Source organism: Microbacterium sp. Nx66, assembly GCF_904066215.1.
GTDB classification, from domain to species: domain Bacteria; phylum Actinomycetota; class Actinomycetes; order Actinomycetales; family Microbacteriaceae; genus Microbacterium; species Microbacterium meiriae.
On sequence record NZ_LR880474.1, the window covers coordinates 866544 to 880189 of the forward strand.

Annotated in this window: 16 protein-coding genes; 1 reads left to right on the forward strand and 15 read right to left on the reverse strand. The window is 72.5% G+C overall.

Annotation, left to right across the window (positions count from 1 at the left end; all coding sequences use genetic code 11):
• Nucleotides 1-7 precede the first annotated feature (7 nt).
• Nucleotides 8-1393 carry a M23 family metallopeptidase gene (locus tag MICNX66_RS04105; protein ID WP_232089188.1) on the forward strand — a complete coding sequence of 462 codons (1386 nt, stop codon included), beginning with the start codon at nucleotides 8-10 and terminating at the stop codon, nucleotides 1391-1393.
• 91 nt (nucleotides 1394-1484) lie between these two features.
• Here the strand turns inward: MICNX66_RS04105 and MICNX66_RS04110 are convergent, their stop codons facing one another.
• From MICNX66_RS04110 to MICNX66_RS04180, 15 genes are all read right to left on the reverse strand, one after another.
• Nucleotides 1485-2645 (reverse strand): flagellar hook protein FlgE, encoded by a 1161-nt coding sequence (locus MICNX66_RS04110; protein WP_187663403.1) that lies wholly within the window; start codon nucleotides 2643-2645, stop codon nucleotides 1485-1487.
• Nucleotides 2646-2670: 25 nt separating this feature from the next.
• Complete coding sequence (locus MICNX66_RS04115) at nucleotides 2671-3129, reverse strand: flagellar hook assembly protein FlgD (protein ID WP_136050650.1); 459 nt, start codon at nucleotides 3127-3129, stop codon at nucleotides 2671-2673.
• A 14-nt stretch (nucleotides 3130-3143) separates the two neighbouring features.
• Nucleotides 3144-4508 (reverse strand): flagellar hook-length control protein FliK, encoded by a 1365-nt coding sequence (locus MICNX66_RS04120; protein WP_187663404.1) that lies wholly within the window; start codon nucleotides 4506-4508, stop codon nucleotides 3144-3146.
• Nucleotides 4505-4927: a hypothetical protein gene (locus MICNX66_RS04125; RefSeq protein WP_187663405.1), complete on the reverse strand. Its 423-nt coding sequence runs from the start codon at nucleotides 4925-4927 to the stop codon at nucleotides 4505-4507. The genes MICNX66_RS04120 and MICNX66_RS04125 overlap by 4 nt, the downstream gene beginning before the upstream one ends.
• Nucleotides 4924-6216, reverse strand: a complete 1293-nt coding sequence (locus MICNX66_RS04130) for a FliI/YscN family ATPase (protein WP_187663406.1) — start codon at nucleotides 6214-6216, stop codon at nucleotides 4924-4926. Before MICNX66_RS04130 ends, MICNX66_RS04125 begins: the two co-directional genes overlap by 4 nt.
• On the reverse strand, nucleotides 6213-6821 hold the full coding sequence (locus MICNX66_RS04135) for a FliH/SctL family protein (protein WP_187663407.1): 609 nt from the start codon (nucleotides 6819-6821) through the stop codon (nucleotides 6213-6215). The genes MICNX66_RS04130 and MICNX66_RS04135 overlap by 4 nt, the downstream gene beginning before the upstream one ends.
• On the reverse strand, nucleotides 6811-7815 hold the full coding sequence (gene fliG / locus MICNX66_RS04140) for a flagellar motor switch protein FliG (protein ID WP_187663408.1): 1005 nt from the start codon (nucleotides 7813-7815) through the stop codon (nucleotides 6811-6813). The genes MICNX66_RS04135 and fliG overlap by 11 nt, the downstream gene beginning before the upstream one ends.
• Nucleotides 7812-9434: a flagellar basal-body MS-ring/collar protein FliF gene (gene fliF, locus MICNX66_RS04145; protein ID WP_187663409.1), complete on the reverse strand. Its 1623-nt coding sequence runs from the start codon at nucleotides 9432-9434 to the stop codon at nucleotides 7812-7814. The genes fliG and fliF overlap by 4 nt, the downstream gene beginning before the upstream one ends.
• Nucleotides 9434-9694, reverse strand: coding sequence for a flagellar hook-basal body complex protein FliE (gene fliE, locus MICNX66_RS04150; RefSeq protein ID WP_051582258.1), 261 nt, complete (start codon nucleotides 9692-9694; stop codon nucleotides 9434-9436). The genes fliF and fliE overlap by 1 nt, the downstream gene beginning before the upstream one ends.
• Nucleotides 9695-9735: 41 nt before the next feature.
• Entirely contained in the window at nucleotides 9736-10131 is a 396-nt protein-coding gene (locus MICNX66_RS04155; RefSeq protein ID WP_071327494.1) for a flagellar basal body rod protein FlgC, read from the reverse strand.
• Nucleotides 10128-10469 (reverse strand): flagellar basal body rod protein FlgB, encoded by a 342-nt coding sequence (gene flgB / locus MICNX66_RS04160; protein WP_025104347.1) that lies wholly within the window; start codon nucleotides 10467-10469, stop codon nucleotides 10128-10130. The genes MICNX66_RS04155 and flgB overlap by 4 nt, the downstream gene beginning before the upstream one ends.
• Nucleotides 10470-10581: 112 nt before the next feature.
• A complete protein-coding gene (locus MICNX66_RS04165; RefSeq protein WP_187663410.1) occupies nucleotides 10582-10878 on the reverse strand; it encodes a hypothetical protein in 297 nt (98 codons plus the stop codon).
• Nucleotides 10875-11261: a flagellar export chaperone FliS gene (gene fliS / locus MICNX66_RS04170; RefSeq protein ID WP_187664103.1), complete on the reverse strand. Its 387-nt coding sequence runs from the start codon at nucleotides 11259-11261 to the stop codon at nucleotides 10875-10877. Before fliS ends, MICNX66_RS04165 begins: the two co-directional genes overlap by 4 nt.
• Before the next feature lie 2 nt (nucleotides 11262-11263).
• On the reverse strand, nucleotides 11264-12652 hold the full coding sequence (gene fliD, locus MICNX66_RS04175; protein ID WP_187663411.1) for a flagellar filament capping protein FliD: 1389 nt from the start codon (nucleotides 12650-12652) through the stop codon (nucleotides 11264-11266).
• Nucleotides 12653-12740: 88 nt separating this feature from the next.
• Nucleotides 12741-13571 (reverse strand): flagellin N-terminal helical domain-containing protein, encoded by an 831-nt coding sequence (locus MICNX66_RS04180; RefSeq protein ID WP_197971868.1) that lies wholly within the window; start codon nucleotides 13569-13571, stop codon nucleotides 12741-12743.
• Nucleotides 13572-13646: the final 75 nt, after the last annotated feature.

Below are 13646 nucleotides of genomic sequence, written 5' to 3' on the forward strand. Positions count from 1 at the left end.
TCGGAACGTGGAGAAGGCCGCGGCGACGGCGGCCGAGGAATGCGGCTGCGCGCCGACGGCGGCCGAGCGGGGCGCGCTGTGGCGCCAGCCGGTCAGCCGCCGCAGCGCCTTCGGGATCGGGGCGCTGGGCGTGGTCGCGCTCGCCGCCTTCGGCGTCGGGTCCGGCGTCACCGCCGCGCACGCCGCGTCCTACCCGAGCTGGGACGACGTCCAGCGGGCGAAGAACAACGAGGCGGCCAAGGCCGGTGAGGTCACCCGGATCCAGGGGTTGATCCAGTCCCTCGAGCGCAAGGTCGCCGAGACCCAGGCGGCGGCCCAGGTCGCGTCGGACGAGTTCTACGAGGCCCAGCAGGCGTACTTCGCGGCCATCACGGAGGCGGAGACCCTGCAGGCTCAGGCCGACGAGCAGTCGGCGCTCGCGGAGGAGACGGCGAAGAAAGCCGGTCAGGTCGCCGCCCAGCTGTACCGCAGCGGCGGGGACGACACCGCTCTGGAGCTGTTCTTCGCAGGGTCAGGCGCCAACGCCGACGAACTCCTGTCGCGCCTCGGCACGATGAACAAGTTCCTCGAGTACAACCAGACCACCTACGACAACGCCGTCTCGGCGCGCGACACCGCCCAGGCGCTGACGGCGCAGGCCGACGTCGCCCGGGACGAGCGCGACCGCCTGCAGCAGGTCGCCGAGCAGAAGATGGTCGCGGCGCAGCAGGCCGCGGACGCCGCGCAGGCCGCACTCGACGAGCAGGCGGCGAACCTCGAGACCCTCAAGGCGCAGCTGGCCGCCCTCAAGGACACCACGACCAAGACGGTCGCGGGGTACCAGGCGGGCGTCGAGGCGCGGCGGCGGGAAGAGGAAGCCCGCCGCAAGCGCGAGGCGGCTGCGGCGGCCGCGGCGGCGGCAGCTGCCGCTCGGGGGACCAGCGGCGGTGGTGGCGGTGGCGGCGGCGGCGGTGGTGGCGGCGGCTCCGCGGGCAACGGTGGCTGGGTCCGCCCGCACGGCGGCGCGCGCAGCTCGAGCTACGGCCCGCGCACCCCCATCTGCGGTCCTCAGGGCTGCTCGTCGAGTTTCCACTACGGTGCGGACCTCGCCAACGGCTGCGGCGCCGCGATCTACGCCGCGAACTCCGGCACGGTCGACTATGCCGGACCGAACGGGAACTACGGCAACTACATCCGCATCCAGCACGGCGGCGGCATCAGCACGGGATACGCCCACATCAAGCCGGGCGGCATCAACGTGCGCAGCGGACAGTGGGTGCGCTCCGGCCAGGTCATCGCCTATGCCGGTGACACCGGGCGATCGTTCGGATGCCACCTCCACTTCGAGGTCTACATCAACGGCGGGTACACGAACCCCGTGCGCTTCATGGAGCAGCGCGGCATCTACGTCTGAGGCGCCCGAAACCCCGTGTTGTCGCCGAGGCCCCGCCGTATCCACGTGAATACGGCGGGGCCTCGGAGCGAAAGCGGGGTCTCGGGAGGGGTCAGCGCTTGAGGTTGGTGAGCTCCTGGAGGACCTCGTCGCTGGTGGTGATGATGCGGGCGTTCGCCTGGAAACCGCGCTGCGCGACGATGAGGTTCGTGAACTCCTGGGAGAGGTCGACGTTCGACATCTCCAGAGCACCGCTGATGATGCCGCCCAGGCCGCCGGTGCCGGGCTGTCCGAGCTCGGCCTGACCCGAGTTGCCGCTCGGACGGAACTGCGACGAGCCGACCTTCTCCAGACCCCCGGGGTTGACGAAGCCGGCGAGCGCGATGCGGGCCAGCACCTGGGTGTCGCCGTTGCTGAACGTGCCGACGAGGCTGCCGTCGTTCGTCAGGGCGTAGGAGCTCAGCGTGCCGGCCGGCTTGCCGTTCTGCTCCTTGATGGCGATGTCGCTGACGTCGGCGAAACCGGTCACCCCGGACAGGTCGACGGTGACGCCGCCGGACACGATGCTGCCCGCGCCGTTCTGCACGCCGTCGGTGAAGGTCAGCGCGGTGCTCGCGCCCGCGCCGTCGGTGACGTTCCACCCGGTCGCGCTGCGCGTGAAGGTCAGGCGCAGGGTGGAGGCGGAGCCGTCGGCGCCGTACGTCTTGATGTCGCGCACGAGCGTCTCGCCGACCGGGGCGCCGGAGGGCAGGTTGCCCGTGGCCCGTGCGGTGGTGGTGGCCGCGGCCGGGCTGAGGGCGCCGACCGGGAGGGTGATGTCGCCGATGCCCTGGCCGGGGACGATCGCGCCGTTGCGCGCCGTCCACCCCTGGACGAGCGCGCCGCCGGCGCCGACCAGACGGCCGCTCGCGTCGAAGGTGAAGCCGCCGTTGCGGGTGTACAGCGTCTCGCCACCGGAGCGGACGACGAAGAACCCGTCGCCCGAGATCATCAGGTCGGTGGGAACGCCGGTCGGCTGCGGGGCGCCGCCGGCGAAGTTGGTGCTGATGCCGGCGACCTGCACGCCGAGCCCGACCTGGGCCGGGTTCTGTCCGCCCGTCGCCTGCTGCGGCAGCATCGAGTTGCGCAGCAGCTGCGAGAGGGAGTCCTGGAACTGCACGGACGAGGCCTTGAAGCCGGTCGTGTTGACGTTGGCGATGTTGTTGCCCGTGACGTCGAGCATGGTCTGGTGCGAGCGGAGTCCGGAGATTCCGGAGAAGAGGGAACGGAGCATGGTGATGCCTTTCTGGGGAGCGGGGTCAGGCAGCGGTGCCGGGGACGAGGGAAACGCCGGAGACGGCGTCGAGGGGGATCGACTTCTCTCCGATGGTCACGGTGGGGATGGCTCCCGCATAGGAGACCGCGGTGACGATGCCCTTCTGGGTGACACCGTCGGCGTCGACGTACTGCGCCTCCTGCCCGAGGAGGGCGGCGGCGGTCTGCCGCATGCTGAGCGCGAAGCTCTCGGTGCTCGTCGAGGCGAGCGCCGTCAGCTGCTCCATGGAGGCGAGCTGCGTGGTCTGCGAGATCATCTCGTTCGTGTTCATGGGGGAGCTCGGGTCCTGGTTGGTGAGCTGGGTCACGAGCAGCTTGAGGAACACCTCGGAGTCGAGCGTCTTCTTGCGCTCGGTCGCCGGGGTCGTGCTGCCGGTCTGCACACCGGACGTCGGCGTGGCACCCGGCGGGAGGGTGCCGGTGATGGAGTCGACCGTGGTCATGGGGTCCTCTCTGGTCAGGCGTAGACGTCGATGCCGCCGAGCGGAGCGACGGGCGGTGCGGGAGGGGGCGGGGGTGGAACTTCTGCCGGCGTCGGCGGGACGGCGGAGGCGCGCGCGGTCGCCTGGTGCCGTTGGGCATCGGCGCCGCCGTTCCCGGTCTGACCGCCCGTCCCTCCGTGCTGCGGCGAGGAGGGCGAGCCGTCCGACGTGGTGAGGCTGAGGGTCGCCTGCGGAGCGGCGATCGCGAGATCACGGCGGAGGTCGCCGAGGATGGCGCGCAGCGCGTCCCGCCCGAGCTCGCCGGGGGCGTGCAGCTCGATGCGGATCGTGGACCCGGCGATGAGGGCGCGCACGGTCACGGGGCCGAGGTTCTCCGGCGAGACGGTCAGCGTGATCCGGTGATCTCCGTCCGGGGCCTGGGCGAGGGACACCACGGGGGCCGCCACCTGCGGGAGGAGAGCCGGGCGGGCCGGCGCGGCGACCGCGCTCGGCGGTGCCGCGGGGGCGAGAGCGGTGGCGACGACCGGGCTCGGGGCGGCAGCGGACCCCGCGGCCACGGGATCGACGCTCGGCGGGGCCGCGGCCGGCGGGGCGACCGATGCGGGGATCGAGGGTGCCGCCGGTACCGGGACCGCGTCGTCGGCGGTCGTCGCCTCTGCAGCGGAGGTCGAGGGCACGGTCGACGTGCGAGCCGGCGCGGCTGCGGAGACTCGGGGCAGGGAGAGGTCGGTTCCGGTGGCCGTCCCGTTCCCGACGGCGGTGCCGGGGGGCGCGACTTCTCCGGTCTCTCGACCCGGGGTGGGGGGCCGCAGGCCCGGTCGGACGGTCGCCGGGTCCGGAGACGGTGCGGAGGGCGGCACCGACGTCGGGAGGAGCGGGACCGCCACGGCGTCCCTGGCGTCGGACGGCGAGGCGGAGGAGGGGGTACCCACGGTCTCCCCGGAGGCGGGCGTCGCCGCCGCGCCCGCCGTGCCCTCGCCGGGTACGAGGAGGGCATCCTGCCCGGCGGCGGACGGGAGGCGCGGAGGCGAGACCGCCATGGGTGTCTCCGTCGTCGCGGGAGGTGCGTCCGATTCGGCGGAGAGGGTTGTCACGAGTGGCGCGCCGGCACCCGCGGGCGTCGGCGGGGCGGGGAGCACCGGCGAGACGGTCGCGGCGCCCTCGACCGGAACGGCGGCCGCAGGCTCGGCCTCGGTCGTGGTCTCCGCGGCGCTGCCGGGGTCGTCGGTCGCACCGGGACCGGGGGCCGCCGTCTCCCGCACCGCATCGCGCACAGCCTCGGCGAACGCGGTCGCACCGGGCGAGCCGGCGCGTGCGGCTGCGGCGGAGGGACGCACGGGGCGGGCATCCAGGGCGGTGAGGAGGTCGAGCGCGGTCATGCCGTCTCCTCCGTCCGCGAGCGCGCGGCGATCTCGTCGAGCTCCGCCTGCTCGGCGTGCAGGTCGGCCGTCCGCATGGCTACCGCGTGGTTGTCCGCGAGTCGTTCGAGGCCGCGGAGCGTGCGCCGGGCGTCCGCGTGCGCGGATCGCGCCTCCGCGACCGTCTCCTGCTGGAGGTCGGCCAGCGCGGTGAGGTCGGCGAGCAGCGCCCGCCCGGAGACCCGGGCCGCGGCGAGCGCAGCGAGGGTGCGCACGTCGACGGCCTCCGTGTCGGTACCGGCCAGGTGTGCGCGCAGGGCCCGGTCCCTGGCCTCGGTGTGCTGCGCGTCGATGACCGCGCGCGAGAGGCGCTGCGCGGCGGCGCGCTCCTGGATCTCCCGCACGCGCAGGAGACCGGCGAGAGAGAACCCTCTGCTCATGACACCCCCTCGAAGGCGGAGACGAGGCCGTCCAGCCGCGTCCAGGACTCCTCGATCGCGCTCGTCTCGTCGAGCGGCTGGGTGAGGAAGGCCGAGATGGCGCGCTCGTGTGCGATCGCCGCGTCGATGCGGGCATCGGCACCGGCGTGGTAGGCGCCGATGTCGATGAGGTCGTTCGCCCGGCGTCGGGCCGCGAGCACGGCGCGGAGGGTGGCCGCCTGTGCACGGCGCTCCGGACTCGTGATCTTGCCGGCCACGCGGGACACGGACCCGAGGACATCGATCGCGGGGTGGTGGCCGGCGAGGGCGAGCGCGCGATCCAGCACGACGTGGCCGTCGAGGATGGAGCGGACCGTGTCGGCGATGGGCTCGTTGTGATCGTCGCCGTCGACGAGCACGGTGTAGATGCCGGTGATGGACCCGGCGCGGTCGGTGCCGGCGCGCTCCAGCAACCCGGCGAGGAGGGAGAAGGTGGACGGCGGGTAGCCGCGGGTGGCCGGCGGCTCACCCGCGGAGAGCCCGATCTCGCGCTGGGCCATCGCGACCCGGGTCAGCGAGTCCATCATGAGGATCGCGTGGGCGCCCTCGTCACGGAAGGCTTCCGCGATCCGGGTGGCGGTGAACGCGGCACGGATGCGGGCCATGGCCGGCTGATCCGAGGTCGAGACGATGACGACGGACCGGGCGAGTCCCTCCGGCCCCAGATCGTCCTCGATGAACTCCCGCACCTCGCGACCGCGCTCGCCGACGAGGGCGATCACGGTGACCTCGGCCTCGGTGCCGCGGGCGATCATCGACAGCAGCGACGACTTCCCGACCCCTGACCCCGCGAACAGGCCGACGCGCTGTCCGCGGCCGACGCTGACGAGGGTGTCGAGGGCGCGCACGCCGAGGGGGAGCGCGGTGTCGATGCGGTCGCGCTCCATGATCGAGGGGGTGTCGTGATCCAGACTCACGTGCGGTGCCGCGAGCGGACCCTTGCCGTCGATGGGGCGTCCGAGCCCGTCCAGGACCCGGCCGAGCAGCGCCGATCCGGTGGGAACCCGCACCGGGCCGCCGCGGCCGCGCACGGGGGCGCCGACGGTGAGCCCAGCGACCGAGGCGAGCGGCATGCAGCGCAGCCCGTCCTCCCCGGTCGCGACGACCTCGGCGTCGATGCCGTCGAGCGTCACCACGTCCCCCACGGCGCCGTCGAGCCCGCGGACCTGCACGCTGAGGCCGCGGACCTGCGAGACCTCGCCGATCCGTTCCGGACGCGCCGCCTCGAGCACCGTCGTCCAGGCGCTCACGGCGCGGCCTCCGCGACCGCGCGGCGCGCCCGGTCGAGGGCGGTCCCCACCCTGGCGTCGATGACACCGTGCTCCAGCACGGCCACGGCGTCGCCGCGGGTGAGGGTCTCGTCGGGCACCAGCGTGAGTCCGGAGATGTCGTCGCCGGCCTCCGCGGAGAGGACGCGGAGGTCGTCCGGGTGCAGACGGAGGCGACGTACGGCGGCCGCATCGGTCGCGCTCAGGGCGCGGCGGGCCGCGGCGGCGGCCGACGCTCCTGCGTCGCTCAGCTCCGCGGCGATGATCAGCTCCGCGAGGTCGATCGCATGGGAGTGCACCTGGCTCGTCGCAGCGGACTCCAGCTCCGCCTCTCGGGCGGCGAGGGACCGCGCGGCGGCGTGCAGGGCGGCGACGGCGGCGGCGACGTCCGCGGCGCGGGCGCGCTCCCGTTCGGCCAGCTCGGCCTCGGCGACGCGACGGGCGGCGTCGGCGTCGGCCGCGCCCGCCCGGAAGCCCGCGGCGTGTCCCTCCGCGTACCCGCGGCGGCGGGCGCGCTCCTGTTCCGTACGGTGGTCGGAGCCGCCGAGCCGGGGGAAGGCAGCGGGGGCGAAGGCGTCAGTAGACATATTCGTCCTCGTCCGCCCGCTGCACGGTGATGTCTCCCGCGGCCTCCAGGGCACGGATCGTCCGGACGATCTCGGCCCGCGCCTCCTCGACCTGGGAGACGCGCACCGGGCCCAGCGTCCGGGCCTCCTCGTCGAGGTTCTCGCGGTTGCGCTCGGACACGTTGCGGCGGATGAGGTCGACGATCGGCTGCTGCGCCCCCTTGAGGGCGAGAGCCAGGGAGCGGATGTCCATGCCCCGCAGCACGCGCTGGGTGTCCCGGTCGTCGAGCTTGACGATGTCCGCGAACGTGAACATGCGCGAGCGGATGTCCTCGGCGAGGGCGCTGTCGCGGTCCTCGATGCTGGCCAGCAGCGCCTTCTCGATCGTCGCTCCCGACCGCCCGATGATCTCCACGAGCGGCTCGACGCCGCCGAGCACCTCGGGACTGTCCCGCGAGGCGAGGCTGCCGGTCCGGGCCTTGAGGGCGTCGGCGACGATGACGATGGCCTCCTGCGAGGCGGTGCCCATGGTGGCGATGGCCTGGGCGACGTCGGTCCGCGCCGGATCGGGCAGCGCGGCGAGGACGGCGGCGGCCTGTTCGGCGGGGAGATGGGCGAGCACCAGGGCGACGGTCTGCGGCAGCTCGCCGTCGAGGAGCGTGGCGAGGTGGGCGGCGTCGGCGGAGGCGAGGAAGTCGAACGACGCGCTCATCGACGTCGAGCCGACCCGGCCGAGCACGGCTGCCGCCCGCTCGGAGCCGAACGAGGCCTCCAGCAGACCTGCGGCGATGTCGCGTCCGCCGCGCGCCGGCGGGAGGTGCCCCGCGGCGATGCGATGGAACTGCCCCAGCGCCTGGACCGTGGTCTCCGCGTCGAGATCCTGCAGCCCGATGATCTCGGCGGCGACGGCCTCGGCCTCCGCCTCGGAGAGGTGCTTCATGACCTCGACGGCCTGCGCGCGGTCGAGGTTCATCAGGACGATCGCGGCCGTCTGCCGATCCGTCAGTCCGCTCATACCCGCGACCTGTCGTCGATGAGGGTGCGCAGCAGCTCCGCGGTGCGCTGCGGATCCTGACGGGTGAGCGCGGCGATCTCGGCGCGGCGGCGCTCGAGGCTGATCTGCGTGGGCTCGGGTTCGGGATCCGGGTCGAGGTCGGGTACCGGCTCGAGGAAGGCGAGCGGCGTGGTCGGCGCCTCCAGCACGGCCGTCGGCGCGTCCGCCGAGAGCGCGGACAGCTCGACAGGACGATCGCCGAAGAGCTGGTCGAACTCCTCCACGCCGCGTGCCTTCCGCCGGGAGCGGATGATGAGGGCGGCGATCGCGGCGATGAGCGGGATGGCGATGGCGGCCGCGATGATGACGGTGTTCAGGAGGGCGGCCTGACGGGCACCCTCTTCGGCCTCCTTCGCCGCCTGCAGCGCGGCCTGCGCGGCCTCGGCATCGGTCTGGCTGAAGGCGACGAGTTCGACGGCGAGCTCGTCGCCGCGGGTGCGGTCGATGCCGGCGGCGGTGGCCACGAGGTCGCTGAGCTGGGCGGAGCTGAGGTCGCCCCCGGCCCCGGCGTCCACGGCGACCGACACGGACTGCCGCAGCAGGGTGCCGGCGGGAGTGGAGGTGCTCTCCGTGGCCTTGTTGACGGCGTTGGTGCGCGTCTCCTCGGTGTTCGTGTAGGTGCCGTCGCCGTTCCCGTTCGGCACGGCGATGTTGTCCGGACCCAGGACACCGGCTTCGGAGGTCGATCCGTTGCTGTTCTGCTCACGGACCTCCTCGGTGAGCGGGGGAGCGCCCTCGGCCGGGGTGTAGGTCTCCTCGACGCGTTCGTTCACCGAGCGGTCGATCTCGGCGACGACGGTCACGGTCGCATTCCCCGGGCCGACCACGGTGTCGAGCATCTGCTGCACGCTCGCGGCCACGCGGGCCTCGTAGTCGCTCGCCTGCTGATCGAGTCCGCCGGTGGCCCCGCCGCCCACGGTCGAGAGCGTGCGCCCGGTCTGATCGACCACGGCGACATTCTCCGGCTTCATGCCGCTGACGGCCGCCGAGGTGAGGTGCACGATGGCCTCGACCTGCTTCTGGTCGAGCGTCGTGCGTCCGGCGGTCTCCACGAACACGGAGGCGGTCGCATCGACGGTCTCCGACACGAAGACGCTCTCCTCCGGGATGGCGAGCTGCACCGAGGCCGCGGAGACGCCGTCGATGGCGGAGATCGTCGCGGCGAGCTCGCCCTCGATCGCGCGCTTGTAGGTGACCGACTGCTGGAACTCGCTCGTGGTGACACCCATGTCGTCCAGCAGCGAGTACCCGGCCGATCCGGCGCTCGGCAGCCCGGCGGAGGCGGCGGCGAGCCGCTGGTCGTACACGTCCTTCTCGGGGACGAGCACCGTGGCGCCGCCGTCGGCGAGCTCGTAGGGCACGGAGGCGGAGCGCAGCTGCTCCACCACGGCGTTCGCGTCCGAGGCGTTCAATCCCGAGAACAGTGGGGTGTAGGTGGGGCGGCTGAGCCAGCTGGACAGCGCGATGATGCCGAGCGCGAGCACCGCGATGCCGATGATGGCGATGGTCCGCTGCGCGAGCGAGAATCCGGCGACCACCCGCCGCATCCGCTGGAACGCCCCGGTCACTGCCGGGGGCATCAGGCCTGCATCCGCATGATCTCGTTGAACGCGTCGACGCCCTTGTTGCGGACGGCGGCGACGAGTTCGAGGGTGACGGCGGCGCGCGAGGACGCGATCATCGCCGCATGGATGTCGTCGAGGTCCCCGGTCACGGCCGCGACCTTGAGGGTGTCGGACTCGGACTGCAGCGAGCGCAGTTCGTCGATCGCTCCGGTGACGCTGTTCGCGAAGGCCGTGTCGTCGCCCGTCTTCGCGCCCGTGACGGGCGAGGTGGTCATGCCGAGGGACGAGGCGACGGCCTCGATGCCGGCCACGGCGCTCACGCGTTCCGTCCGATCTGCAGCGCCGCCTCGTACGAGTTGCGGGCGCGGTCCACGATCGCCGCGCTCGCCTGGTATCCGCGCTGCGCGAGGATCAGCTGGCTCATCTGGTCTCCCAGGTCGATGTCGGGGTAGCGCACGTAGCCGTCGGCGTCGGCGAGCGGGTGGTCGGGCTGGTGCACGAGCCGGCCCTCCGCATCGCCCTGGACGGTCCCGGCGACGTAGACGCCGGGAGACTGGTCGCTGGTCTGGGCCAGGATGTAGCGTGCCCGGAACGCCGCGCCGTCGGTGGGTGTCGCCGTGTTGATGTTGGCGATGTTGTCGCTGATGGCGTCGAGCCACTTCCGGTGCACGGTCAGCCCCGTGCCGGCGATCCCGATGGCGTCGAAGGTCATGACGTCCTCATCGCGGTGCGCATCGAGGAGAACGACCCGTTCACGGCCTGGGTCGCGAACTGGTAGCGCAACATGGTGTCGATGCTGGAGAGGGTCTCGGTGTCGAGGTTCACGTTGTTGCCGTTCAAGCGCGTCGGCTCGAGCGAGGTCCCGACCGTGGCGGACACGTCCCCGTCGCCGGCGGCGATCGAGTCGGCGAGCGCCGCCTCGAACTGCACACGCTTGGCGTGGTAGTCGGGGGTGTTGATGTTGGCGATGTTGTCGGCGATGGCTCGCTGGCGCAGCGAGAGGCCGTTCAGCGCACTCGTCAGTGCGGTGATGGTCACAGAGTCGAACACGAACCGGCTCCCCGTGTGTGGGCGAAGTGGCCGTTCCCTGGCCGAGTCTTACGAGCCATCCGTGCTCTCGGGAGACTGTCGGCCGTCCGTGCGGTTTCGTTAGGAGGGTCGCTCACCCGTCCACATCGAGGTAGGCGGGAGCATCCGGCGGGCGGGGTGCCGGAACCCGGCGGACGGCGCCGAGGTGCTGCCGCAGCCCGTCGAGCTCCGACCGGGCGCGTTCCATGGCGGCGTGCTGCCGGTCGATCACCGCGCGGGCGCGGTCGGCGAGGTGCGGCGGGAGCGGCGAGGACGGCGGCGCCCAGGGGATGATGTCATGCACCTCGACGGCTCCGGCCGGCGCGGTGAGGATCCGGTCGGCGTCCGCCTCGAGCCGGTCGAGCAGCGCGGCCCAGTCCTCGTCCATCATGCGCGGCCCTCCGCGACGGCCAGGGCGGCGGTGTGCCAGGCATCGCGCAGCGGCACGACGAGCTCGCGGCAGGCATGGGTGCGCTCCGGGTCGCGGCCGATGTTGGCGCCGATCAGCGTCTGCGACAGGAACACGTACAGCGAGCGCAGTCCGGCGCTGCCGCTCCATCCGTCGGTGAGGGAGGACGACAGCTCGGCCACGATCGCCTGCGCGTGCTGGAGCTGGGTGTTGGCCTCGGCCCAGTCGGCCGCCCGCTGCGCCGTCTCCGCGCGCTCGATGTCGAGCAGGAGCCGGTCGTAGAGCATCGTGACCAGGCGCTCCGGCGGGGCGGACAGGATGGCGTCCTCGCGGTACCGCTGCTGGGCGCGCAGGGCGGCGTTCATGCTCACGAGTCCGACCCGGAACGGCTGCTCGGCAGCGAGTTGATCTGCGAGGCGAGGTAGGAGGACTGCGACTGCATCTGCGACAGCATCACTTCGAGGCGGGCGTAGGTGCGCTCCAGCGAGGCCTTGCGCTGCGCGAGGCGCACGTCCCAGCGCTCCATCTGTTCGCCGAGGCTCTTGACCTCGCTCTCCTGGCCCGTGATCCGCGAGGTGAGCAGCCCGTCGTACTTGTCCGAGTAGGACGTCGCCGTCTGCTCCACACGCGCCGCGACCGCGGAGAAGAGAGCGCCGACGGCCGCGGGGTCCTTCGCCAGCGCCTCGGAGAACTTCTCCTCGTCGAAGGTGAGCTTGCCGTACATGTCGGTCGAGATGCCGACCGTGGAGGGGGAGACCCCGTCCACCGGGTGCTGGATGGCGTCGGCGAGGGCGGTCCGCAGGCCGCGGATGGTGCTGTCGCCGGTGAAGACGCCGAGCGTCGTCTTCTCGCCCTGTCCCGCGGCGACGGTGGCCTTCGAGCCGTTGTCGATGCGGGTGAAGATGTCGGTGAGGAGGGCGATGAACTCGCCGGAGGCCTTGGCCCTGGCCTCGCTGTCGACGGCGACGGTCACGGTGACGGGGGACGTCGAGACGGTGGAGACCGTGACGTCGACGCCCTCGAAGAGATCGGTGAAGGTGTTGCCGGACGAGGTGATGACCTGTTCGGCCGCGGTGCCGGCCCAGAGGCGCAGCTGCGCGTCCGTGCCCGTGGCGATGACGGCGGCCCCGGGCTCCGTGGACACGTCCGTGGCGGTGCCGGCGGTGACGGCGGCGAGGTCTCCCGCGTAGACGCGGAAGCGTCCCGCCTCGCCGGACTCCTCGGCCCGGAGCTGCAGGCGGTAGACGGGGGTGCCGTCGGCATCCTTGCCGGCGGGGACGGCGGTGGCGAGGACGCCCGTGTCGGCGTCGTTGATGGCCTGGGCGATGTCCTGCATCGAGGTGGAGTCGGCCTGCACCTGCACGCGCTTCCCCGTGGCGTCCTCGAGGGTCAGCACGGGCGGGTCCGCGGGCCAGCGGGAAGCGGCGGCGGAGACGACGGTGTGCGCCTGGGCGACGCGGTCGACGACGATGTCGGTCGACACGGGCGCGGCGCCGGTGCGCAGGGCGACCTTCACCGATTCCGACGACGAGGTGCCGGTGAAGCGGTCGAGACCGCCAGGCGCTGCGGCCTTCTCGGCGGCGGCGGCGAGGTTCTGCACGGCGGTGTTGAGGGTGCGCAGCTGCGTCATGACGACGTTCTTGTCGTCGATCTTGGCCTTGAGCAGCGTGCGGGGGATGGCGTGCACGTCCATCAGCGCCTTGATGACCTCGGTGGTCTTCAGCCCCGACACGAGGCCGTCGAGCGAGAGCGACATGCGGCTTCCCTTCTGTGTGCGGCGGGGCCCGGGCGACGGCCGAAGCCGTCACCCGGACCCCCGGAGTGATTCCGTGCGGCGGCGCGGGTCAGCGCAGCAGCTGGAGCACGCCCTGGTTGGCCTGGTTGGCCTGGGCCAGCATGGCCGTTCCCGCCTGCGACAGGATGTTCGCGGACGTGAACTTGACCATCTCGGACGCCATGTCGGTGTCGCGGATGCGGCTCTCGGCGGCGGCGAGGTTCTCGGCCGACACGTTGAGGCTGTTGATGGTCGACTCGAAGCGGTTCTGCAGCGCACCGTAGCCGGCACGTGCGGTCGAGACCGCCTGGATCTGCGTGTCGATGCCCGCCAGAGCTGCGCCGTACGTCGCCGCGTCCGTCATGCCGGCCGCGAGCGTCTTGATGTCGGCGCCGAGCGTGGCGAAGTTGGTCAGGCCCACCGAGATCTGGTCCTCGGCGGCGACCGCACCCGCACCCACCTGGAACGTCAGCGTCGCGCCGCCCGAGAGCAGCTTGATGCCGTTGAAGTTCGTGCTCGACGCGATCCGGGTGAGCTCGTCGCCCAGGGCGGAGATCTCGGTCTGGATGGCCTCGCGCGACTTCGCGTTGTTCGAGTCGTTCGCGCCCTGGTTGGTCAGGTCGCGCACGCGCTGCAGGATGGAGTGCACCTCGGTCAGGGCGCCTTCTGCGGTCTGGATGACCGAGATGCCGTCCTGGGCGTTGCGAGCCGCGACGTTCAGGCCGTTGACCTGCGAACGCAGGCCCTCGGAGATCGCGAGGCCGGCGGCGTCGTCCGCTGCGCGGTTGATGCGCAGACCGCTCGAGAGCTTCTCGAGCGACTTCGACAGGTCGTTCTGCGTGTTGGACAGGTTGCGGTAGGCGTTGAGCGCGCCCACGTTGGTGTTGATCTGCATACCCATGAGGGTTTCCTCCGTGATGTGTTGTACGGGAGACCATCCGTGGTCTCCTGCCCTGACCTATCGGCGGAGGATGCG